The organism is Acinetobacter sp. T63 (assembly GCF_053852345.1).
This window is the reverse complement of sequence record NZ_CM132659.1, coordinates 122,453-146,948: the sequence shown is the minus strand read 5'-3', so window position 1 is coordinate 146,948 and position 24,496 is coordinate 122,453. Positions and strand designations below refer to the sequence as shown.

The 24,496-nt window shown below is 39.1% G+C and carries 21 protein-coding genes and 2 tRNA genes; 8 read left to right on the top strand and 15 right to left on the bottom strand.

Annotated features, from left to right (window positions below; translation table 11 throughout):
• Positions 1 to 211 precede the first annotated feature (211 nt).
• Positions 212 to 1,780 (bottom strand): glutamine-hydrolyzing GMP synthase, encoded by a 1,569-nt coding sequence (gene guaA, locus ACVLR6_RS00675; protein WP_455995624.1) that lies wholly within the window; start codon positions 1,778 to 1,780, stop codon positions 212 to 214.
• A 219-nt stretch (positions 1,781 to 1,999) separates the two neighbouring features.
• Complete coding sequence (locus tag ACVLR6_RS00670; RefSeq protein WP_016658964.1) at positions 2,000 to 2,416, bottom strand: DoxX family protein; 417 nt, start codon at positions 2,414 to 2,416, stop codon at positions 2,000 to 2,002.
• A gap of 193 nt (positions 2,417 to 2,609) precedes the next feature.
• Here ACVLR6_RS00670 and ACVLR6_RS00665 point away from each other — a divergent pair, with 193 nt between their 5' ends.
• Complete coding sequence (locus ACVLR6_RS00665; RefSeq protein WP_005181345.1) at positions 2,610 to 3,248, top strand: DedA family protein; 639 nt, start codon at positions 2,610 to 2,612, stop codon at positions 3,246 to 3,248.
• Here ACVLR6_RS00665 and ACVLR6_RS00660 read toward each other — a convergent pair.
• The 5 genes from ACVLR6_RS00660 to ACVLR6_RS00640 form a co-directional block, all read right to left on the bottom strand.
• Positions 3,245 to 3,838, bottom strand: a complete 594-nt coding sequence (locus ACVLR6_RS00660; RefSeq protein ID WP_168391291.1) for a LysE family translocator — start codon at positions 3,836 to 3,838, stop codon at positions 3,245 to 3,247. The two genes, ACVLR6_RS00665 and ACVLR6_RS00660, sit on opposite strands and share 4 nt — an antisense overlap.
• Positions 3,839 to 4,057: 219 nt before the next feature.
• Complete coding sequence (locus tag ACVLR6_RS00655; RefSeq protein WP_005181343.1) at positions 4,058 to 4,450, bottom strand: hypothetical protein; 393 nt, start codon at positions 4,448 to 4,450, stop codon at positions 4,058 to 4,060.
• A 7-nt stretch (positions 4,451 to 4,457) separates the two neighbouring features.
• Positions 4,458 to 5,300: a ParA family protein gene (locus ACVLR6_RS00650; protein ID WP_455995622.1), complete on the bottom strand. Its 843-nt coding sequence runs from the start codon at positions 5,298 to 5,300 to the stop codon at positions 4,458 to 4,460.
• Positions 5,301 to 5,380: 80 nt separating this feature from the next.
• Positions 5,381 to 5,773, bottom strand: a complete 393-nt coding sequence (locus ACVLR6_RS00645) for a SirB2 family protein (RefSeq protein WP_005181341.1) — start codon at positions 5,771 to 5,773, stop codon at positions 5,381 to 5,383.
• 32 nt (positions 5,774 to 5,805) lie between these two features.
• On the bottom strand, positions 5,806 to 6,114 hold the full coding sequence (locus ACVLR6_RS00640) for a BolA family protein (RefSeq protein ID WP_016658959.1): 309 nt from the start codon (positions 6,112 to 6,114) through the stop codon (positions 5,806 to 5,808).
• Between the two features lie 232 nt (positions 6,115 to 6,346).
• On the opposite strand from ACVLR6_RS00640, the gene ACVLR6_RS00635 reads away from it, so the two are divergent.
• Positions 6,347 to 6,422: transfer RNA gene (locus ACVLR6_RS00635), tRNA-Gly, on the top strand.
• Between the two features lie 45 nt (positions 6,423 to 6,467).
• Positions 6,468 to 6,543: transfer RNA gene (locus ACVLR6_RS00630), tRNA-Gly, on the top strand.
• 392 nt (positions 6,544 to 6,935) lie between these two features.
• Here the strand turns inward: ACVLR6_RS00630 and ACVLR6_RS00625 are convergent.
• Positions 6,936 to 7,142: a helix-turn-helix domain-containing protein gene (locus ACVLR6_RS00625; protein WP_004280956.1), complete on the bottom strand. Its 207-nt coding sequence runs from the start codon at positions 7,140 to 7,142 to the stop codon at positions 6,936 to 6,938.
• A 110-nt stretch (positions 7,143 to 7,252) separates the two neighbouring features.
• On the opposite strand from ACVLR6_RS00625, the gene ACVLR6_RS00620 reads away from it, so the two are divergent.
• The 5 genes from ACVLR6_RS00620 to ACVLR6_RS00600 all read left to right on the top strand — a co-directional run bounded on the left by ACVLR6_RS00620 (position 7,253) and on the right by ACVLR6_RS00600 (position 10,290).
• On the top strand, positions 7,253 to 7,468 hold the full coding sequence (locus ACVLR6_RS00620; RefSeq protein ID WP_001054887.1) for a hypothetical protein: 216 nt from the start codon (positions 7,253 to 7,255) through the stop codon (positions 7,466 to 7,468).
• Between the two features lie 13 nt (positions 7,469 to 7,481).
• Positions 7,482 to 8,663, top strand: a complete 1,182-nt coding sequence (locus ACVLR6_RS00615) for an Arm DNA-binding domain-containing protein (RefSeq protein WP_455995619.1) — start codon at positions 7,482 to 7,484, stop codon at positions 8,661 to 8,663.
• Positions 8,656 to 8,904, top strand: coding sequence for a hypothetical protein (locus ACVLR6_RS00610; protein ID WP_004895356.1), 249 nt, complete (start codon positions 8,656 to 8,658; stop codon positions 8,902 to 8,904). Before ACVLR6_RS00615 ends, ACVLR6_RS00610 begins: the two co-directional genes overlap by 8 nt.
• Before the next feature lie 68 nt (positions 8,905 to 8,972).
• On the top strand, positions 8,973 to 9,533 hold the full coding sequence (locus ACVLR6_RS00605; RefSeq protein WP_455995617.1) for a DUF1376 domain-containing protein: 561 nt from the start codon (positions 8,973 to 8,975) through the stop codon (positions 9,531 to 9,533).
• Positions 9,534 to 9,543: 10 nt separating this feature from the next.
• Positions 9,544 to 10,290, top strand: a complete 747-nt coding sequence (locus tag ACVLR6_RS00600; protein WP_455995615.1) for an ATP-binding protein — start codon at positions 9,544 to 9,546, stop codon at positions 10,288 to 10,290.
• A gap of 640 nt (positions 10,291 to 10,930) precedes the next feature.
• Here ACVLR6_RS00600 and ACVLR6_RS00595 read toward each other — a convergent pair.
• From ACVLR6_RS00595 to ACVLR6_RS00565, 7 genes are read right to left on the bottom strand one after another with little or no spacing between them, the layout of a single operon-like run.
• Entirely contained in the window at positions 10,931 to 11,872 is a 942-nt protein-coding gene (locus ACVLR6_RS00595) for a hypothetical protein (protein WP_455995614.1), read from the bottom strand.
• The gene (locus tag ACVLR6_RS00590; protein WP_455995612.1) at positions 11,872 to 14,130 is read right to left on the bottom strand and encodes an AAA family ATPase; all 2,259 of its coding nucleotides are present in this window, start codon (positions 14,128 to 14,130) and stop codon (positions 11,872 to 11,874) included. Before ACVLR6_RS00590 ends, ACVLR6_RS00595 begins: the two co-directional genes overlap by 1 nt.
• Before the next feature lie 24 nt (positions 14,131 to 14,154).
• The gene (locus tag ACVLR6_RS00585; RefSeq protein WP_455995610.1) at positions 14,155 to 17,820 is read right to left on the bottom strand and encodes a DNA polymerase; all 3,666 of its coding nucleotides are present in this window, start codon (positions 17,818 to 17,820) and stop codon (positions 14,155 to 14,157) included.
• Positions 17,821 to 17,829: 9 nt separating this feature from the next.
• Positions 17,830 to 18,282: a hypothetical protein gene (locus ACVLR6_RS00580; RefSeq protein WP_455995608.1), complete on the bottom strand. Its 453-nt coding sequence runs from the start codon at positions 18,280 to 18,282 to the stop codon at positions 17,830 to 17,832.
• 4 nt (positions 18,283 to 18,286) lie between these two features.
• Positions 18,287 to 19,483 carry a restriction endonuclease subunit S gene (locus ACVLR6_RS00575; protein ID WP_455995606.1) on the bottom strand — a complete coding sequence of 399 codons (1,197 nt, stop codon included), beginning with the start codon at positions 19,481 to 19,483 and terminating at the stop codon, positions 18,287 to 18,289.
• Entirely contained in the window at positions 19,480 to 21,063 is a 1,584-nt protein-coding gene (locus tag ACVLR6_RS00570) for a type I restriction-modification system subunit M (protein WP_321092624.1), read from the bottom strand. The genes ACVLR6_RS00575 and ACVLR6_RS00570 overlap by 4 nt, the downstream gene beginning before the upstream one ends.
• Before the next feature lie 55 nt (positions 21,064 to 21,118).
• The gene (locus tag ACVLR6_RS00565) at positions 21,119 to 24,460 is read right to left on the bottom strand and encodes a type I restriction endonuclease subunit R (protein ID WP_455995605.1); all 3,342 of its coding nucleotides are present in this window, start codon (positions 24,458 to 24,460) and stop codon (positions 21,119 to 21,121) included.
• Positions 24,461 to 24,496: the final 36 nt, after the last annotated feature.

Sequence of the window (24,496 nt, the reverse complement as noted above, 5' to 3'; positions counted from 1 at the left end):
TTAAACAAAAAAAGAGCGCCTAAGCGCTCTTTTTTAAATAATTTTGGGCTTCTAAACTGCCGCGCACCTTGTGCCCATTTTAAAAGCGGTGCTTTAAAATGGGCTCATGGCGTAAAACTGGCAAGCAGCAGTGCTGCTTGAAACCCCACTGCCGCGGGCACAGCCCTTGGCGTAGTTCAGGCGGACAGCAGTACTGTCCGAAAGCCCTGAATTACTCCCATTCAATTGTTGCAGGTGGTTTAGACGATACGTCATATACCACACGTGAAACGTCTTTAATCTCGTTCATGATACGAGTTGAAATACGATCTACCAGATCATATGGCAGGTGCGCGAAACGTGCTGTCATAAAGTCAACTGTTTCAACGGCACGCAGGGCAACAACCCAGGCATAACGACGGCCATCACCCACCACCCCAACAGATTTCACTGGCTGGAATACAGCAAAGGCTTGTGCAGTTTTGTCATACCAGCCGCTGGCACGCAGTTCCTGCATAAAGATGTCATCAGCCAGACGTAAAATGTCGGCATATTCTTTTTTCACTTCACCCAGAATACGCACGCCCAAACCTGGACCCGGGAATGGATGACGGTAAATCATGCTGTGTGGCAGACCTAAAGTGGTGCCCAGTTTACGTACTTCATCTTTAAACAGGTCACGTAACGGTTCAACCAGTTCAAAAGCCAAATCATCCGGTAAACCACCCACGTTGTGGTGTGATTTAATTACATGCGCCTTGCCCTGTTTGCTGGCGGCAGATTCAATCACGTCTGGATAAATCGTACCTTGTGCCAGGAATTTCACACCATCTAATTTACGTGCTTCTTCAGCAAACACTTCAATAAATTCACGACCAATAATCTTACGTTTCGCTTCAGGATCAGTGACCCCTGCCAGTGCAGACAGGAAACGATCTTCCGCATCGGCGCGAATCACGCGGATCCCCATGTTGTCAGCAAACATTTGCATAACCTGGTCGCCTTCGTTTAAACGCAGCAAACCGTTGTCTACGAATACACAGGTCAACTGATCGCCAATTGCTTTATGCAGCAATGCAGCAACCACAGAAGAATCCACACCGCCTGACAGACCCAGCAGTACTTTTTCATCGCCAATCTGTTCACGTAGCTGTTCTACACGCAGGTCGATAATGTGCTCTGGTGTCCACAGACCGCGACAGCCACAAATCTGGTGTACGAAGTTCGACAGTAATTCCGCACCTTTAGAAGTGTGCGTTACTTCCGGGTGGAACTGGATGCCGTAGAAACGACGTGTTTCGTCAGATACCATGGCAATTGGGCAGCTTGGAGTTTGCGCTGTCACCTGGAAACCTTCCGGAATACGGGCAACTTTATCGCCGTGGCTCATCCAGACATGCAGCTGGTTTTCACGGTCTTGCAGGTTACCAATCAGCTGGTCACGCACCACGATGTCTACTTCTGCATAGCCAAACTCATGGACAGTACCTGGCTCAACTTTACCGCCAAGCTGTTCGCACATGGTTTGCAGGCCATAACAAATGCCCAATACCGGCACACCCAGTTCAAACACCACTTGTGGTGCACGCGGGCTGCCTTCCTGGTGAACGCTTTCAGGTCCACCCGACAAGACGATACCGTTTGGATTAAATGCACGAATGTCTTCTTCAGACATGTCATAGGCATACATTTCAGAATATACGCCAGCTTCACGAACACGACGTGCGATGAGCTGACTATATTGAGAACCGAAATCCAGAATCAGGATACGATCTTCAGTAATTTGAGTATTGGTAGTCATGACAAACAACTATGAGAGGCAAACGAATATAAGCGCCGTATTCTAGCATTTTTTCTGCGCATTAAACACAAGATTCAGATCAGTCTGTGTGGATCTCCGAATCAGGCCGCTACCGGCAGATGTTCCCGACCCTCTTCTTTATTATCTATTTAGGCAAAAAATAAGGCAGCCGGAGCTGCCTGTACTGAATGACGGGACATTATTTCCCTGCATCACATCTTATTTTTCAATCAGATGATCCAGACTCAGTTTACCTGCACCTTGCAGCACCAATAGCAGGAAACCACCTGAAATCGCCAGGTTCTTCATCAGGTTAACCGCATCTTCCGGTGCGCCATGGAACATAAATGCAGTCAGCAAACTGAATACTGCCAGTGCCAATGCCACCAGACGGGTTTGCAGACCCAGTAAAATTGCCAGACCACCACCCAGCTCCAGCAGAATCACCAGCGGTAACAGGCCACCCGGCACCCCCATCGCTTCCATATAGCCCACCGTTGCGCTATAGCCGGCAATTTTGCCCCAGCCCGACACAATAAAAATATAAGCCAACAAGACACGCGCCAGTAGCAGCGACAGGTTGTTCAAAGCAGGGGTTTGAAAGATTTTGGCAACTACAGTATTTGGATTAAACATGAGAGAACCTACAGCAGATCAGTAAAAAGATGCTGCTATCTTAGGGACTGGCCGAATATCAAAAAATCACCATTTCAAAGATGTATCGTTGCAAATTTAGAATGATGACAGCGGAAATTTATTTACGTTTTTCTACTGACTTTCACCAACCGGACTGATAGGATTTGACTACATTTCTGCTTGTTTTTCCCTCATGGAACTGATTGATTTTATCCTGCATGTTGATGCGCATTTACTTGAGTTCATTACCAATTATGGGGTCTGGATTTATGCCATCCTGTTTCTGATTATTTTTGTTGAAACCGGTCTGGTGGTGATGCCCTTTTTACCGGGAGACAGCCTGTTATTTGCAGCCGGTGCTTTAGCAGCCTCGACCGGTGCCATGGATCCGTGGTTATTGGGCGGCTTACTGTTTATTGCCGCTGTCCTCGGCGATACCCTGAACTATCATATTGGTAAATATATTGGGCCACGGGTATTTGAAATTGAATCACGCTTTATTAATAAAAAACACCTAATTGCCACCCAGCAATTCTTTGCCAAGCATGGCGGTAAAACTATTATTTTTGCCCGTTTTGTGCCTTTTGCCCGCACCTTTGCCCCTTTTGTTGCCGGTGCCGGGAGCATGAACTATAAATACTTTCTGACCTATAACGTAGTGGGCGCTTTCTGCTGGATTGGCTCATTTATTACCCTAGGTTATCTGTTTGGTAACATGCCAATTGTGAAAGAGAATTTTACCTATCTGATTTTTGGCATCATTATTTTAAGTGTCTTGCCGGGGGTGATTGGTTTTGCCCGCCAGAAGCTGAAAAAGCAGGTCCGCGCTTAAGCAAAAAAGCGCAGAATAACCGGAAAAGCACACAGCACCAGCAACATGGCCGATCCTTTATACAAGAGATCGGCTTTTATTTGCTTGGATTCTCCCGACAAAATCGCGCGACCAAAAGACATCCAGAACATTGCGGTCGGCAACAGCACCAAACAGAACACTGCATAGACCATCAAGAAATTGGTCGGATTATCCCAGGTTTCAGTCGGTAAAATCCCGGCAGCAAAAAGTAGTGCCTTGGGATTTTTTAAGGTGGCAAAAAACAGCTGATGCGGGCGGATAGACGGGTTGAGCTGGTTATGCTTGACCAGATGCGCATGCTTCCACAAATGAAAAGCCGTCCACAGCACATATAGTGCGCTCAAGCCATGCAGAATATGGCTTAAATACGGCCAGATTGGGACGGTCAGATGAATCAGCAGCGCCCACAAACTGATGGCATATAAATAGCCAAGCAGCTCGGCAGGCACAAATAAACTGGTTCTGGCAATTCCATGTTGATGTGCTGAACTTGCAAGCAAAGCATTGGTTGGTCCCGGAATAAGCAGAACCGCAATCATTGCCAGCACAAACAGCCAACTTTCAATCATAGACACCTGAAATTACCTGAAATTAGGCGCACACCTTATATTAATTTGATAAAAACTGACAAGTTTTTCTCACGACTGGGAGGATATTTGGACAGATAAAAAAGCCTTTATTTTTATTTAAATTTAAGATTTTTAATAATTTTTTCTGAAACATTTTGCTAAGATTTTTCACGCCGTGACTCACATAAACTGCCAGCCTAGCGTGAAAAATGCGAAGCCTTAACTGGCCTGCTTGGTGCGTACAACAATTGGACAGCCTTTAAAACGCGCCGCCTGCACAATGGCTTCCTGCTCGCCCAGCACCCGTGCCAGTTCAGTATTTTTGGTATTCGATGATTGTCCCATATTGACCGAAACACTTGGGCCAATGCCCCAGCCGCCACGACTGCCCCAGCCTCCGCCAAGACCCACCCCCACACCAACGCCGGTCCGTTTAGGCGCCTGTACGCCCTGATCAATATAGGACTGAATCCGGTTATATTCGCTTTGCAGCTGCTGACAGTTCAGCGCCTGATAATGTGTAGGCGAGACATAGGTCGGTTTAACCGTCGTGGCACAGGCACCCAGCAGCAAGGTTCCGGCAGCCAGCAGGCTGATATACAGTGTTTTCATGCCCATCTCAGGATTGTTTCTGTTCAATCTCATTGAACAACGATTGATAGGCCTGCGTCAATTTATGATCTGTAGCAAAATGAATAAGCGGCAGATTTTTATGATGCGACTCTTTCATGATGACTGAGGGTGGCAGCATGCTGTTAAATACCGGTAACTGCTCCTCTTTCAGCTGCTCGACCACTTCTCGTGGCAGCTTGGCCTGGGCCTGGAACTGGTTCACCACAATGCCTTCAATCTCCAGCTCGGCATTATGATCTTCCTGGGTTTCCAGCACATTTTCAATCAGGCTGTGCAGGGCACGTTTGGAAAACACATCGCAGTCAAACGGAATTAATACCCGGTCAGCCGCAATCAGCGCCGACAAGGTAAAGAAGTTAAACGCCGGCGGTGTATCAATAAAGACCCGCTTATAACGCCCGGCCAGTGAGGCCAAGGCATCCCGTAATTTATAGATTTTATGTTTGCTTTCTAAGGCATGGGCCAGACTGCCCAAGTCCGGACTGGCTGGAATTACATCCAGATTTGGAAAGGGCGATTGATGCACATAGGCTTCCAGCCCCTTGGCGCGGCTTTTTAAGATCGAGCCCAGGGCATTGCCAATCAGGCCTTTGCTTTGGGTATTGCCCAGCACTTCTTCAAAATAGTTCTGGATATTTGGCTCTAGTGCCGGCTTATGGGTGGAATAGGTGGCATCATCACCCAGTAAATACTGGCTGGAGTTGGCTTGCGGGTCCAAATCAATGACCAGGGTTTTAAAGCCCTGATGGGCACTGATGGCGGCCAGATTGACCGTAATACTGGATTTTCCAACGCCGCCTTTCTGGTTAAAGACCACACGTGTTCGCATGTCTATCCCTCTGATTTTATATTCTAATTGGCTCAAGTGTAGCGAAGTATAGCCGAGAGATAGACATTATTGTCGAACAATTAACCAAAACTTGGCTTGATCATTACCAAGGCGATAATCGCCAGTAATGCAACCAGGGCTATGCCCCAGCCGGCGCGGCGTTGCACCAGTAAAATACTGTCCGTTTTACGGTAGGCTTTCATTAACGAAGACAGCATCACCAGGAATAAAATGATTTTGGCATAAAACCAGGTTTCGACCTGAAAATCCTTTAATGCCAGCAGCACAATTCCGGTTACTACTATCAGCGTAACCGATAAATGTTGTAGCGCCACCCATAGTGTGCGTCCGGCCGGATTGGGCTGGTTGCCCTGCACGCCTTTAAATAAGGTCAGGCCACGGGCCAGCAGAATGACCAGCAATACGCTGACGCTGGTCATATGAATAATTTTAAGTAAAAGTTGGGTTTCCATGAACTGTTCTGATCTCTATTTCTTGTTCCGGGTTATTGTTTCGGGGCGTGGGCACATTCCGGGCTTGAGGTATCCTGTCCTTGCCATTCATCCTGAACAAAGGCATGAATTGCCAGCGCATGAATCTTGCTTGGACTTAACAGATCACCGACCGCGGCATAGACCTGTTGATGGCGCTGCACCAGACGTAAACCGGCAAACTGTTCACTGACGATTACCACCTTAAAATGAGATTCCTTCCCCGGATAATAGCCGCCGTGACCAGAAGATTCATTCACCACGTCTAAATGTGTCGGGTTCAGGGTGTGTAAGCGTTCAATCAGTTGTTGTTCTATGCTCATGATCATGCATCCAAAAAGGCCTGAGATTAATCTTAGTATACCCTGTTCTTTTTGCGATATTGTAGCGACTGGCTTAAAACCGGCTTTTTCCCGCCTGAACCGCCGCTATTGGCTGATTTCACAGCAGAAATCATCTAAACCTTGGTCAAAATGGCTTTTATTTATGCAATCAGCACAAGTTTTTTCACAAAGTTATTGACCCTGTTTTTGCATAATGTATTATACACCGCATGCGGGAATAGCTCAGTTGGTAGAGCACAACCTTGCCAAGGTTGGGGTCGCGAGTTCGAGTCTCGTTTCCCGCTCCAAATTCTTTTTTGTTCATTTTTTAAAGTAAAAAATTGATCGACCCTGCGGGAATAGCTCAGTTGGTAGAGCACAACCTTGCCAAGGTTGGGGTCGCGAGTTCGAGTCTCGTTTCCCGCTCCAAATTCAAAAAGCCCTGATCGAAAGATTGGGGCTTTTTTATTGTTGATTTTAAATAACATTTTTTCTTTCAGTCTATAAAGCTATCAGCTTCAAAGTGAGTAAAAAGTTAAGTTAGATCAGTTAAGAGTGGGCTTACGTGACCAAAAGTGACCAAAACGTGCCCTATCAATGTCAACTATAGATCAACATGTTTAAGTTTTTTGCATGAATTCTACTCAATATGAACTGAGTAATTTTTAAAAAAACCTGAAGCACTCCCTTATGGCTTTCATTAAAGCTTTTTAATCTCTTATAAAAAATGGTGACCAAATTTGGTCACCAAAAATACTTAATAAAAACAATATACTAACTATAAAATTATTAAACTACATGACGCTTTTTATTAGCAATAATTATTCATCTGGCTTGAACTTTAATAAATCACCAACGTCTACATTTAACAATACGCACAATTTTTCTAATGTTTCAAAATCAATACGAGTTGATTGACCATTATAAAGCTTATGTAAAGTCGTCTTACTCATTCCGGTTGCCCGAGCTACATCTGCCACTTTCATTCTTCGTTCCGCCAAAAGAACAGGCAAGTTACAAACTATCATTAATTACCACCATTGTGTAATAAAGTACTTGCATGATGTATTAAACGCATTTATTATTGCATTGTGATCTTAAATAACACCATTGTGATACTTTATAAAAGGATACAAACATGAATCTTACTTATATTACTACAAAAGAACTGGCGGAACGAATCCATTACAACGAACGCACTATCCGAAATCAGTTGAAGGACAGTGTTCTAATCGAAGGCATTCATTACATCCGCCCTTTTGGTGGACGCAAAATTTTATATGTATGGGAGCGTATTGAAGAAGATATGACTAAAACCACTTTAGGCTCGCTACACAGCCTACAACTTCAATAAGGAGGATATTATTATGGCTGCCATCCGTACTAGATACGGTAAGTTATGTGTCGATTTTCGATACTTAAACATCCGTTGTCGTGAAACAACAGCTCTTGAAGACAATGCTCCAAATCGCAAAAAGCTTGAAAAAGTGATTGAGCGAATGGAAGCGGAAATCTTATTGGGTATTTTTGACTATGCTAAGTACTTTCCAAAAAGTTCTCGTTTGAAAGAAATCAAAAATGCAGAAAACAGAGTAAATGAAATCAGCTCTAAAACACCTCTATTTTCAAAATTCTGTGAAATCTGGTTCACTGATAAAGAAATAGAGTGGCGTACAAGCTACAAGGGAAAAATTCAAATTGTAATCAAAAAGTACTTGATCCCTTTTTTTGGCGCAATTCCTGTTATTAATATTAAAAAGTCAGACATTCTTGGATTCCGTTCATCCCTCGCCAAAGTGACTCACGGAAAAAACCAAGAATGCCTTTCACCATCAAGAATCAACCAGATTATGATAGTGCTTCGTATGATACTCGATAGTGCTGCTGAACGATATGACTTTGATAGCCCTTATAAAAATATCAAGAACTTAAAGCAAGGAAAGATTGACGTAACACCTTTTTCATTAAAGGAAGTACACGCAATCCTTGCCACAGTTCGTGATGATTTCAAGCCTTATTATACTGTTCGATTTTTCACAGGTATGCGCACCAGTGAGATCGATGGCTTGCAATGGAAAAATGTGGACTTACCACGTCGTGAAATCCATGTCAGAGAAGCGTTAGTAAATGGAGAGCTTGGTGGAACCAAAACTTATGGTTCTGACCGTACCATCCAAATGAGTGATCGGGTTTATCAGGCCTTTCTGCAACAGAAAATGTTAAATAATGGTAAATCAGAGTTTGTATTCTGCAATCGTGATGGTGGACCTCTCGATTATCGTCTGGTAAACAAGCGTGTCTGGCATCCTCTGCTACGCTTTTTAGGATTAACGCCTCGTCGTGCTTATCAGACACGTCATACAGCAGCAACGCTCTGGTTGGCGGCAGGTGAAAATCCAGAATGGGTCGCTCGCCAATTGGGGCATTCAACCACTGAAATGTTGTTCCGGGTCTATAGCCGCTACATTCCGAATGTTACCCGTCGCGATGGCAGTGCTTTTGAAGCCATGCTGGAAAAACTAAATACAGAGGAGCTTGCACATGAATAGTAAAGCTTTCTTTGGTGGTGTGGTCGTCAGCCCTGAAGCAGATATGGTCGCTCGTGAATTAATCCATGAGCTACACATTCCCAAACTGCACAATCTGGCCTTTTTGCTGGAAATCAATAAATGCTTCGATGATCACCAGGCGTTGAGACTCTGGTTACAGCGAATGCTGGATGAAGGGCAAGCCCATTACGATGACTTGGCCCAACAGGCCCGTCTCCGGTTAATGAGCCTAGCTCACTAATAAAACAAACATAGAAGGTCATTCAATCGATGACCTTAGCCCCTTTATACCTATAAAAAGGTGAACACATGCATAAAGATATTTCAATTTGGATGCCACTCTATATTGGCGACTTACAGGCAAAATTTGCACGAATGACAGCAGAACAAATTGGTGCGGCACTGCTGTTAATGATGGATTTCTGGAAAAATGGTGCCATTCCTTATGACCTAGCTACTGTATGCAGCATTACAAAATTATCGCAACATACCAAGGCTAAAACTTTGTTGAATACGCTAATGGCCCTGGAATTGTTTGAAGTCGAATCTGAGCAAATTCATTCAAATTTTTTAACCAGTTTAAAAAGCCAGGCATTGCAAAATCAGCAAATGAAATCTGATAAAGCTAAAAATGCAGCTCAAGCACGTTGGGGTAAATCCGCAAGTAATGCTCAAGCATCAACCAAGCAACGAAAAGTAAATGCTCAAGCAGCTCCTGAGAAGAGCTCGAGTATTACTCAAGCCATGCTTGAATCATGCCCTTCATCTTCATCTTCATCTTCATCTTCATCTTCATCTTCATCTTCATCTTCATCTTCAAATTTTGAAGAAAAAAATGAGGATTTTTTAGAAAATTCCAAATGGATTTAGGAGAGTGATCATGAATACCATGCTTAAAACGCTCCAGTTTCGCACAGAAACAACGGAAACACTTTGTCCTACCCATCATATACCCCTGATGGAAATCGCTGGTCACAGACTCTGTAAATTGTGTGCCAAAGAAACCGTCCATCACTCACATGCAGCCTATGAAGATGAATTGCAACAGCGATTGCTACAACAGAAAATCAAAAACTCAGGGCTCAATAAACGCTACCTGGATCGTGGCTTCAAGAATTATGTAGTTGCATGCCCTGCACAAGACAATACCATCAAACTATGTCAGGCCTTTGCACAGCAGATTATTTCTGACCACAACCCGAACATGTTGATGATTGGTACACCAGGTACAGGTAAAACCCATCTGAGTGCATCAATTATTCGCAACATTCTACATAACAGTACAAAATCTGCACGCTACTATACCAGTGCAGAAATTGCTCAAAAAATGATGGATACCTGGTCAGATGCTTCACGCTCTGAAAAGGAAGTCATCGACCATTTCTCCAGTTTTGATTTATTGGTGATTGATGAATATGGCCTGCATGACCGGCATGAAAAACGCCTGGAGATGGTGCATAAGGTCTTATATAGTCGTTATGACAATATGAAATCTACCCTGCTGATTTCCAATTTCACAGTCCAAAATATGCAGCGGGATTTAGGTGTCCGATTATGGTCAAGGTTGCATGAAAACAATTTGATTGTAGTGCCGTGTTATTGGGATGATCAGCGGATAACCAAATAATACGACTCTTTACTTAAGCCAATTATCTCACTGAAATAATTGGCTTTTTCTTAAAGACTCAGAACACCCAACCCAACAGATAACTTTCGCTTTTCCATGATCAATGTCCAATCCAGTCTGAACTAATATAAATTAGATAAGAGAGGTCTTTAAAAATCAAGTATTGTGAATAGTCATCAAAATAAAGCTGTCCGATGTCGAGTTTGTAAGTAGCAACCTATAAATCACTTCCTTTTCAAACATTTCATGTTTAAATGTAGTGGCCGTACAATCGCCCACTTATTTTTAAAAATCACATTTACATATAACAATTTACCCATGTAAATTATGATTTATTTTAGTTGCTCACCTTTCAGTGTCACACGATCAAAACTATACACATGGGCAAAAGGACTCTCAACGCACCGTCCCACTAAAGGCATCTTTTGATCTGGTTTCCCACTTTTTAAGAGGACATGGCTTTGTTGCATAAATATGTAAGCATCTGATTTAAATAAATTTAATTTTGGATCAAAAAATAATCAAAACCTTTAAAATCATATAGTTATGAAATCTTTGTGCAACAAAGCCCGTCAGAATTAAAACAGACTTATTTTATATCAATACCGTGGTTGCACGTCCTGCCACAACTACAACTTACTTAATCGGTAATCCCACTAAATTTAACTTCATCTAAAATTTCAAATAGATCTGGATAATAAAACTGCTTCCAACGCTTCATATAAATATCTTTCGATAATAATATAGCTTCATCTGTATGATGTTCTTTTCCTGATAAATCTAATCCGTGACCTAACTGAATTCCGCCTAACTCATTTAAGATATAACGATTATGAAAAGCATCACTTTGATCAGTTTCCTTTATTTGAAAGACGGTTATTTCTAGGTTTTGCGCAATATTATTCAGGCCCGATAGAAGTTGTTTCTTGATATATTCTGGACTTGGAGAGCTATCTTGTCTATTTTCTTTATAATAAATTTTCACAGAAGGATATGAAGGATACTTCTTATATTCAAATAAATTTAAGAGACTTTTTATTACATTTATTGCATTTTCCTTCCAACAATATGCATCAATAATAATTAAATCTTTTGAGCTAGAAACAATAAATTGAGAAATTATTTTTAAAAACTCATCATGCGTTCTGTTAAAACTTACCTGTGAGGGTACATTCCAAAGATTCGAAAAGAATATATTCTCAGGTGTGAGCCAATCTGTAGTTTCAAGTTTATTGTCCGTAACAATAGCTTTAAATGGATTTAAGCTATGTTCATATATAACTCTTTCTTGCCATTCATTAACTGTAGCCTGAACAGATTCTCCAAGACGCTCAAGCATGCCGCCTTTATCTAAATATTCACAAAAACAATCTAGGCGCTCTAGAGCCCTTTGATCACTTATATTATCTTTTAGTTTAGCTAGTCCTTTAATAAATTTACGTTTTTTCTGGTTTGGAAAGGTACTTATGAAATGTGGTGTACCAATACCGATACCGTTTATACTTTTAAGCCAATTTAAATGGTCTTCATTTTGTAACCATTGAATTACAACTTTTGGATCTAAAGCATATTCGTAAATCATTATAGTGCCTCATCCAATCTCTCGTGAAAGAAACCATTTGGCCATGGTTGTCTAAATTCCCCATCTTCATCCATACGAATACGTCTAACTTGTACTCCATCCTTCGATGGTTCTAAATAGTTAATGACAACCTCATTATGGCTGAATGCTTTTAGTCCTACTGGAAGTTCATTATCTGTATTCTGTCTAATACGTCTTCTAAGGCGTAAAATCAAATGCTCACTATGTGTTTCAATCAAGTAATTTACATGTTCAGTGTTTTGACTTAACAAATCACCAATAGCAACCTGCACTCGTGGATGCAAATGGAGCTCAGGCTGTTCGCATGCAACTAAACCACTCTTTTGTGTAATGGCTGCAACAATCAAAGGCATTAATTGAGAAACACCTGTACCAATTTCATTTGGTTCAACAGATATATCATTTTGTTGATCCCAAATTGAAAATCCCTTAATTAGATCATTTGTATCTAATTTTAAGAAGTCTGTCTCACTTAGTACTGTGTATCGCTTTGCTTTAACTTCTTCATATCTATTTGTTAGATCAGCAATTGCGTCATCATACCTTTTGTTTTTCAGAAGTTCTTCAAGTTCATTATCTTCATCCAACTGATTTAAAAGTTCTTTACTTTGCGAACTTACTGAACTCTGCTCAAAATCTTTTCTAGATCGCAGATCTTCTAGAAGAAATTCTAAGTTGCGTTCCTCTTTTTCTAGTCTGCGATATTGTTTAATAATGGCTTTCTGTTCAAAATCATATTTATATTCTGCTTCATTAGTTGGATCTATGACACGGTTTTCAATTTCAGAAATACCATCTAATACAGCTCCCATTTCACTGATACGTTGATCACCTAAATGCCAGCGAATTAATTCATCAATCTTAGGAGACAGAATTTCAATATTATGAGTAGCATAGATAGGATTATGTAAATCAAAGACCTTACTTACTTTTACAGATATGCCATAACCAAGATCTAATTTATCTTGATCCGACATCCATTTATGAATTTCTTTTAATTCACCAAATGAGGCTTTCTTTAACATGCTCCATGCAGCTGATCCATCGTACCAATCTGACTGTTCTATATATGGTAAAGGCTGATAATTGGCATCAGGAATTTTACGAATTGGACCGATACACAAACTTTCGTTTAATAAGTTCAAAAGATTATCTAAAGGTGCAACCAATACATCACTAAGTAACTCCGTAATAATCTCATCATGTTTAATTGTATCTAACTCAAGGTTAGTTCTAATTTTTCTGCCTAAAGTCGGTAATGCACCGACATTAGTATCTATCGTTAAAACATTATGTAATAAATTGTATTCACGATGATCATGGATAGAAATCATATTTCTACGATCTCTATCTTGTAAATTCACTAACTCATGTAAGGCACTTACAAAATAGTCATCACTTGAAAACTGGATAGATAAGCCATCTTCAGTAATATCCTTCGGATCAATACCATATTTTTTCATACGATATTTGAAACGTTGAGCCATATACTCAAGTGCTATTTCTTTCTTTTCCTCAGGATTGTCAGTTTTTTCTAGTAACTGGTTATAGTGATTACTTAATTGACGATCAAACTCCAACTCTTCTTCGTCTTCTTCTTCGGTTTCATAGACATCTATACCGTCCAATATTAATCGATTGTATGGATGTAAATTAGCCTTTGAATCTTTTTGAGCTTGTAACCATTCATCATGATTCGCAGGCAGAAGCAATGGATGAATATAATTTAAGAAAGTAAGGAATGCCTGCTTCGGTCCTGAACTGGTAACCTCTGCAATAATGTCACCATCAAATTCAACACGATACGTTTTGATGTATGCTGTTTTTTCAAACTTATGCCATGCAATTTCAAACTCTACTGCAATCGTTTGAGCATCAACTACAGGACTACTGAGTTGTATATCTAGCTCTTCACTCAGTAACTCATAAAGATATGCATAACTACTCCCAATCGCATCACCCTTATCATATTCAATCTTAAGGGTAATATTGGTATCCAAATCTCGCTTATGCACCAAGTTTTCAAAGCCACCTATGTACTTTTTATTCAAGGCATCTAAGTACATTGGGTTGCACTGTCCTTTAGACAGAATTTGCTGTACATAGAATAAGGCCTTGAGTACGGTACTTTTCCCGACACTGTTTGGACCAAAAAGTAAGGTTACAGGAGCAAACTCAATGGTTTGAGTCTGCTTAAATGCACGAAAATTTGTCAGCGAAATTTTAGTAATTTTCATAATATTCGATGATTTCTCTTATTATCAAAATGGTAATTCAACATCTTGCTCGATCACATATTTTTCTGAGTTTACATCAAATTGATCAAACCATTGTAACCATGCATCTGAATGATACTCATCTAAAGATGTTTCACTATACATCTGCAAATCGATTTTTGGCTCTAGCATGTTAAAAGCATTATAAAGTGCACTAGTCATACATGAGTGAATCAGTGAAATATAATATTCACGATCTGCATGAGGGATCTGCACTAAAAACTCATCATAGAGTGGACATACCAATTGCATCGTTTTTTTCACATCTGTTTGGAAAATTTGCACCAATGCTGATTTGAAAATGCCTGCTGCGGTACTTTGAATTGGGAAATTAAAAAACCAATTGTTCTCCCACTGATCTAAATAAGTATTATTGGGTCTATTTTTTACACTTGCACGATGTAGCCCAAACATATTATTGATAAAACCATGTTGCTGACCAAATTCAATACACTGTTGTCTTAATTGATCAATTGCAGGATAACGTTGATCAATTTGCTGACGAACCTGAACAATTTGATGGCTTGGCATAGACATCATTTTACTTAAATTGTCATCTTGAATGCCGTAAATTAAACCAAGGAAGAAGAGTTTTGCTTGATCTCGGCTAATCTCTATTTCATCCGCCAGCTCTTGATAAATATCCGATTGGTTATAATCCTGAATCAGTTGCTGATCACCAGATAAACCGGCCAAAACCCCAAGTTCAATTTGTCCATAATCAAAGGAATACAAGGTATACCCTGCTTGATTGGCAAAAATAGATCGAAAGGCTTTAGGGAAAGACAAAATAGCAGGATCTTTTGCTGTACAACGCCCTGTCACTGTTCCCAAAATTTGATACTTAGGATGTACTCGATCTTGCGTAGTATTGGCAAATGCTTTGACTAAGCTAGACGCACGATTGAGTTTGTCAAACTGATAATATAAATGTGCCACAGGATCTTGCTGAACTTTCTTCAAGAGATGATCTAGACTTTCATCCTGCTTCGATTGCATCAAGATATCATATTGGTATTTGTCTTTTAAATACTGCTTAATTTCAACAGTATCTGAAGCAAATACGCCGGTTTGCTTTTGAATATCGAAACTAATGCGATTGCGTGCCTTTTCAATTTTTTCGGCAAATGCGCTCAGTTTGGCAGCAGGCAGATGCAGTCCTGATTTTGAATAGTGATATAAAGCAATGGCAAACGGTAATTCAATCGTTTTATAAAGATGATGGAAATATGGACGTTTGAGTGCTTTGTCTGCAATTTTTTTTAGCTTTTCAAAAGTCTCGAAATCTACATTACCAAAGTCATCTTCTTTTACATCTGGTATTTCATAAGATGCTACAAATGGCTGATAATTTTTATGTTCTAAACCCATAAATGCCATTTTGGCTAAGATTTTGACATCAACAATCACATCATAGCTTTTTAATTTTTCAAACTTTACACGTTTATGTACTAATGCTTGATAGAGATCATAAACGTATAGTTTATTTATACCATTATTGAATTGAGTTACAATTGATTGAATTTCATATTTAATATGTTTTTCTGGAAGATTTTTCTTTGCAAGATAATTTTGGAAAAGTTTTTTCTTAATAGATACTGTTTCGCCACATCCTTTACATTTTGCCCTAGTACGGTTTGTTTCATTTAATTGTGGATATGCGTCCTCCAATCCACAGTGTGGGCATGTTCCCTTAAAGCCATGTTCCCAACAACATGCAGCACAATTTATACATAAATAAAATTTTTTGAATGATAAAGTCTCATATGGGTTACAGCTAAAATGCGAATCGCGACTATCAATCACAGACATACACGATAAACAATGCGTTATTTTTACTACATGCGTAAAGTTATGACATTTTTCATTTGAACAATGCCAATAACTCGCACCATACGCCATTTTACCCATTGAAAATTTAGCATGCTCTGAAACTGAAAAATTGCTATCACACTTTCTACAATTTAACCGATCAATAATTTCATTCCAACGATTAATACCTGCTATTCGACGTAGTACTTGATTGTTATCTCGTCTACCATCATGCAAAATTAAATAATCAAATTCGATTTCTTTTAAAAGTTTGTAAAATATACTAGATTCAAGAGTATCTACAGTGCAGTATTGGCAGTCATGTCTTCTACATAACACTTTTCTTTCAGCCAAAACTTCTTTAACTATTTCATCTTCTTTTAAAGCCTTCCTGTCATCATCAGACAATAGTTCAATATTAATCTTTTTGTTATTGACGATTTTATATTTAATTTCTTTATCTTTAAACCATATTCCTCCCTCACAAAAACTTAAAGGTTGTAATTTTGCAGGTGTAGGATAAGGTTGAGCATATGGATTTGCGTTATGGTAAATATCAACAAAATTATTTTCTTTCCCGTAGCTTTCAGGCATATATGTACAACTAGAAAAAATAGTAAAATTTATTTTAGTTAATAAATTATTTTGACTATTTTTTCCAAAAAGTTTTTCAACATAGTTTTCTATAATTTTATTAAGTTCATATACTGGCATTTTTTTATTAATAATTTTGTATTCAATAATTTTGAGAATACAAAATACATGATAAAAATTATTTTTTTTAGAAAACTCATAGTAATTAGCAAAATTCACGTAATTATTAAACTCTATACACTCCATGATGTGAGTAATATAGCGATGTTCATCAGAAATAAGCGGATAAACATAAGCAAAGTGTTCTTCTGCCAATCTATTGGCAAGGCTATTTCGAATATTTAACGGTAACTGATTTAAAGCCTCAAGCCACTGCGTTTTATCTTCAGGCAGTTCATCAATAAATTTCTGCGCAATGTCATCACTATACAATGTGTCAGGATGCGCCAAGACCATTTCACGCCATAATGGGTGTTTCGGTATATAGGCATTTAAAAAGCTGTATTGATCTGCTAATTGTATATTACCGATGTCATTTACATCGAATGCACGACTAGAAACCAATTTGACCGCAAAGCTAAGTTGACCAAATCCTTTGTGATCTGCATAAGTCAGTAGAACATCTAGATCTTCAGGCGTCTTTGCCTTTTGTTTAAGTAATTTGATTAATACGCTTTCAGGTAATTCTTCTTCAGCGTTTAATAAATAAGCATGGATATAGGTATTGCTTAAAGCATCATGCTCTAGCAATAAACGCTGACTTAGGTTTCGCACCCCAAATACATTTTGATAAACCTCATCCTCATACTGTTGTTTAAGCAGTAATTGACATAGGTTTTCTAACTGTTGTGTATACAGCTCTTTTTTGACCGCAAAGGCAAAAATCACATAGAAAAATTCTAAAAAACTGATAATCAGCGCAGAGTTTTTAGTATCAAATAGTCCTTCTAAATTGCTATGCGCAACAATATCTAGACGATCATCACAATGTGTTGACTCTGTATAGTTAAAGAAAATCAGATCGCCAATCTTTAAATCATGATGCTCTTTACCTGTATGTAAGTAATAACGTTCTGAACCTTTAACCGAACGAATGTTATACCCTTGATCTGAGCGTGTACGTGAGTGAATCCAACCGACATTGATACGATAATCAGTGACATTAAAAAATTGCTGTAATTGCTGGCTTAAGGTTTTTACGGCTGTTTGATTGGTATCTTTGGGATGTATGAATTGGATTAACATATTTAGAACCTATTCCTTAACGATACGGAATAAAGGGTGGTCTGATGATTTAGACCACAAAGAATTTACAAGCTGTTTTGGAAACGGCAGACCGTCGTCATGCTCTATTTCATCTAAGTCGAGCAGAGCCTCCAGATCAAATAGCTGTACAGCTTGAATATAGCTTGCACATTTAAACTGTGGATATTGTCCGTTTTGTTTCACTTTTAGGCGACCTTGAAGCATCACGGATTGCCCAATAGTTAGCTTTTGACAGTCTTCAGCAAAACTATGATCTAAAACGATATAGTGTTGCTCTATGAGTGTTTTCTGATTGCCAAATTTATCAGTCCAGCCTTCTTGTGTTTGCACAATAATGTGGTATTCGGAGGTTTGGCCCGATGTAATTGGCTGTATGTACTGAATCGTGCCTAGAATAAAGACACGATTCACTGATCGATTAAAAACTTGATGTTCCGACATTTAATTATAGTGTTCCATTAAATGCTTTTTGCTGTAAGCCACTAAATAAGTCATTGATTTTATGAAATGCTTGTTCTAGCAATTTTTTCTGTTTTGTCAACTTCTCATGGAAGTTTATGAATTTTTCCTGCTCCTCAAGGTCAGGTACAATAATCGAAATATTCTTTAATTGAGTAGCTGTTAGTTGTTGAACAGCAGCTCCATTACCGATTGATTTCAAATGCTTCTGCATTGCTTCACTACTTAAGATGATATGTAAGAATCTGTTGGACATGAAGTTTTGATTAGCTCGAATAATCATCATTTGGGCATTGATAAATGCTTGAGGATATTCACATTCATATATACAAGTTGAACCTAAAGTCCCTCGTAATGTTATTAATATATCTCCATTACTGACTTTCCCTCTAGATAATTTATTAAATTTCTCCTGAGTAATGAATTGCATATTTGATGAGTCAAAAAAATTACCCTTAATATTTTTTGTACTCAAAAATGGAATACCTTCCTGCACCACATCCGCACCACTTGGATAGTTATTGGATCGATCTCCATTTTCAAAAGATGAAATACTTCCTAATGTCATCATTTGATATTTTTTAGGATTATCTAAAGGATCCCCAAACATATCAATAAAGGTGGCCTGCAAAAGCTCATCTAACTTTTCAATGGCTTGCTGACGTTTTTGGCGAATGGCATCGGCTTTATCAAGAATTGAAGCAATCCGGCGTTGTTCTTCTAAAGAAGGGATAACAACTTCAAAATTTTTTACACTAGTTGCAGAAATACTTGCTTGGTTTACTGATTTATTGGCATAAGTAAGTAATCCTCTTTTTACCTTATCGCTACGCAATAAATGTAAAAAAAATTGAGGATCAATAAGTTTCACATTAGGTCTAAGACAAAGCAAATTCATTCCATGTATTAGTTGCTCAGGAATACCATTATATTTTGCAGTCTTAAACAAATGCTCCACGCTATTAATATGACTAAAAAGTATATCTCCATTTTTTAAAAGATAACTTTCATTACCTTCCAAAGCTAAATTTGCATATCCAACTTTTGCAGGATCAATTACTGAGTTTGCAATTGTTTCAATTCTAGTAATTGGCAAGCCTTTTTGGTCTTTTGTCTGCTGGACAGATTTACCATTTTTTATGAACTCACAAATATCTTCTAGTTTATACTTTTTATAAGTCACTTAATTAACTCCTCAAGCTCATTCATCCCTTGAAGAATCTCATTTTCCAATTGTTTGAGTTCAGCCAAAATCACTTTTGGATCAGCATATTCAACCGTTTCATAAACCACTTCTTTATAACGGTTAATCGAAAAATCAAACTTGTTGGAAATAATATCTTTCGCATCCACCACAAAGGCTTTTTTCGATTTATCGCCAAATTGCGCTGTAATTTCTTCGGCTGTGGCATTCGCTAACACAAGCTTACGATACGCTTTCCACTGCGCAATCACATCAGGTAAGTCGTTTGCACTCTCACCTTTTAATGGCGTACGCTTATCATCTAAAGAATAACCATCGGCTTGAACATCATAGAACCATACACGTTCAGTTGAACCACCTTTCGTAAACAGCAAAATTGCTGTACTTACACCTGCATAAGGCTTAAACACACCACTTGGTAAGCTAATAATGCCTTCAAGCTGATTGTTTTCAATTAAAGTTTTACGTAGTTGTTGATGCGCTGTTGAAGAACCAAATAAAACACCATCTGGCACAATCACTGCCGCACGACCACCAAGTTTTAAAGCACGTAAAATATGCGCTACAAACAACAGCTCGGTTTTCTTGGTTTTCACCATTTTGAGTAAAGGCGGATTAATATTAGATTCATCCAAACTGCCTTTAAATGGCGGGTTTGCCAAAATCACATCAAAGAAGTTTTCTTCTTGCTGTGGGTAATGGGCTTTAATCGACTTATTTAAACTGTCTTGGTACAAAATATTGGCATTGGTTACGCCATGTAACGCCATATTCATACTCGAAACACGAAGCATGGTGCTGTCAAAATCGAAGCCCCAGAACATATCGTGATTAATATGATCCATATATGGCGTGAGCAAATCACCAAGATAGTTTTTATTGCCATCTTCATCGACAACAACACCAAACTCACTTGAATGCTGACGGTTTAAATATTCACGAGTACGAGCTAGAAAGCCGGCTGTACCACAAGCAGGGTCACAGACAATTTCAGTCGGTTGAACATCTGCAATCTCAATCATGGCATCAATGATATGGCGTGGTGTACGGAATTGACCGTTAATCCCTGCTGTAGTCAGTTTACTCAGTAGATATTCATAAATATCCCCTTTCACATCACTTTGGATTAATGGTAATGCATCAACCATGTTGACCGCAGAGACTAATACCGATTCATTTTTAATTTCTAAATCGGCATCCTGCATATAGTCACCGATACTGCTGACACCTAGCGAATTGTGCTCAGATGCTTTGGAACCTAACTCTGCAAAAAATGGAAAAACTTTGCTTTTTAAATGCTGATGTAACTCTGAACCACTGAGATTTTTAAAGTTTTTCCAACGGAGCATTTGACCTTCAGGCGTTTGTGGAAATAAACGACCTGTCACCGTTAACCCTTTTGCCGCTTTGTTGTCAGCAACATCTTCTTGCATATCTAACATACGGGCAAACATCAAATAACTAATTTGCTCAATCACGGTTAAAGGATTGGTAATGCCTCCGGTCCAAAATTTTTCCCAGAGTTTATCGATATCATTTCTAATAGATCCAGTCAGCATAGTATTTCCAATAACAGCAGAGTTTTCATCAGTTTAGTTGAGCAAGGCAGTTTAATTAAGCAATGCGTTGCTCAGGTGGTTGTTTTTTAACAAAAGGCTTCATCACATGAATTAAATCTGTCACATCATCTGGTGTAAACAGACCATCAATACTTTGTGGATGAACCCCTGTAAATGGTGCTTCATAAAGTTTATCAATCATGATGCCGCCATTTTGCGAAATGTAAGCTTGCAATAAATTTAAGAACTGCACTTGTCGAGCTGTCAGTTGCGGATGTTTGTGCAAAAAATCTTTAAAGTGTGTTTCAACAGCAAGCGGATCTAATCCAACAATATCTTGAATGGTCAGATGTAATTCCGCTGCTGTACGACCATAAAATTTATTGAGTACATCAATTTCGATATTTGGGTGCTCAGATAAAACTGTAGAGGTCAGCATCTGCAACTCACCTTCTTCAACCGGTTGTTGCTGACGGATTTTCTGCAATACCGAGTTACTCTCAATCATTTGATCTAAGATTTCTTTTAATTTTTTACGATAAAGCATTGCTTCGTTACTACTGAGTTTCACCTGTTTTTCTACAGTTTGCACTTCACCATCTGAGGTTGTTGTGGTTGGTGTTGCCCACACACCCCCTATGGTGTTTCCAGCTTGTTTAAACTGCATCAGTAGTCTTAACTCTAGTCGCAAATGCTCAAGTTGACCGACCGTAATTTCAGACCAATACACCTGTGTTTGTACTGCTTTAATCAGCTCTGCTTTTTGTCGCACCGCCTGAATATTAACTGCAAGAGACGAGACTTCCGCAAGCACTTGAGCCTTACAGGTTTCATAAGCGCTCGATTTACGGATCAACGCTTCTTGTGTAAGTGCAATGAGCTTATCGAAAGCAATCGCTTCTTTCTCTTTCAACACACGTGCATCCATCAACGGCGCAATTTGATCCAATAAAATATGCTGTGTGGCTGCACTAAACTCTTTCACCAACTGTGTTTGTTGCAATTGATGCACGACACGTAAGTTTTTCTTGACGGTAATGCTGTCATTTGGCAAATCGTTAATATCCGCCATGAGTAAGTTAGTTGAAATCTCAAAACCGTCAAAATTGCTATGAGTGAAAGCTGCTTTTGCAAAATCTAAACGTGCAAGGAACATCGCTTGTAATAAAGAAATCGACTTCACATCGATCGGCTCTTCATATTCTTCTTCAAAATATTTAAAGTTGCCGTAATGATCGAAAATATAAAACTCTTTCTTATCTTTACCCTCACCAAATAGATTTGGACAAAGTCGTGTACCACGACCAATCATCTGCCAGAATTTCACCCATGACATCACGGGTTTTGCAAAGACTAAGTTCACCACTTGAGGCACATCAATTCCTGTATCCAACATATCTACAGATATTGCGATACGGAAATCATTATCAGGTTCTTTGAACTCCGTGATGAGTCGATCGACTTGATGAATCTTGTTGTGAATCACCTTACATACGCGTGCACCATGCTGTGGATATAGCTTACAGAACAGTTGTTCTAAATGCTCTGCATGATCCTGACGCTGCGCAAAGATAATCGTTTTACCAATCAAACTGCCATTGGCATCTTTGATGCCATTTTCCATCAAGTTTTCTAAAATAAACGTGTCGGTTGATTCACTAAAAATCTTCTTACCAATTTGACTACCTTTAATCGTGGTTTGTTGAGCAACGTCCACGCCAAGATCTTCTTCAAGCTGTTTCTTCTGATCTTCAGAAAGTTGGTTGTAATGAATTCCCTCACGCAAAAACTCTGTTGTGACATCTTTGACTTTAAAAGGCACTAAGTACGCAGGATCATTTTCAATTGCTTTATCTAATCCAAACTCAAAAGTTGGCTGCGTATTCACACAGTCAAACATTTGGAAGGTATTTCGACTGATAAATTTCACAGGTGTTGCAGTCAACCCCACTTGCAAGGCATCAAAGTAATCAAACAAATCTTTATAACGATTATAGATACTGCGGTGGCTTTCATCGGCAATGATCAAATCAAAGAACCCTACATCAAACTGTGCAAAGCGATTCATCATTCCCGGATATGTGGCAATATAAATACGTGAATCTATTGGTACTTTATTGGTATCGCCAATTACACAACGTGGTTCGCTCCCCAAGAAGTCTTTAAAAGCATCATCAGCTTGCTTACGCAACTCTCGACGGTCACATAAAAATAAAACACGCTGTGCCCAGTGTTCCCGAATCAGCAATTCAGCTAAAGCAATCGCGACACGCGTTTTACCCGTACCTGTTGCTTGGATAATTAAAGCCTTACGACCTTGATCCTGAAATTTACGGCTTAAAGTCTTAATTGCTTCAATCTGATACGGGCGTTCAACAATCGATAAATCAGGGTTATTGCGCTCTAACTCTTTATTGGCAAATTGATGTTTGAAACGTAAGCTTGCCAAACTATCACGACTATAAAAGCCATAGATTTGACGATAACTGTTATAACGTGCATCATCCCAAATATAGGTCTCATAACCGTTACTATAGAAAATCACTGGGCGCTTAAATCCCATTCCTTCTAAAGCATCCGCATATTGGCGTGCTTGCTCGCGACCTTGGTGGACACTGACACTGGTTTTTTTGGCCTCTAAAACAGCGACTGGCTGACCTTCTAAATCGAAAAATACATAATCAACATAGCCTTTCGTACCATCTTTCATTTCCACAGGAAATTCGATTTGGACTTGCTGTGTGTCTGTTAAATCCCACCCTGCCGTTAAGATCATGTTATCGATGATGAATTTTCGGGTTTTTTCTTCATTCCATTGCAAACTTTGCGCAACTTCATAGCTGCGTGCACGTTTTTGTTGAGCGATTTCAGTTGTGATGGTTTCTACTTTTAGATTTTTTAAGCGTTCTCGATCTAGTTCTTCTCTTAACTTTTGATTTTCTTCATACTGGACATTGAGCTCTTTTTCAGTCGCAGATATTTTTTCAATATCTTTAAATGATGGTAGTGCGTTTTGTGATACCTTGTAATAGTTAACCATCAAATACTGCCCAATGCCGAAGGCTGTACCTAAACATGCAAATGCTGTTTTTTGATGTCCTATGGCACCATGCGCTGTTAAATTACCTTGTTGACGCAGATAATCTAATTTGTATAACAACGATGGCGTAACACAATTTTTAAAATCAGTTGCTTTAAGCAACTCTGCAAAATTTATATTTTGAGGGCGAGCTAAATCTTCAAATTCGTAGATTGATTTAACCACTTCTTCTGCAAAGGCACGTAAGCGTGTAGTTGTACTTCCCGGATCTGTATAGATGACTGCCTCAGCAAATGCAGCTAAATCTGCCAACAATGGAAATTTCTCTCTTAAAAACTCAAAGTTTTGAGATTGCATTACATCCCTCTTTTGAAACTTATTTGTATAAAGTCT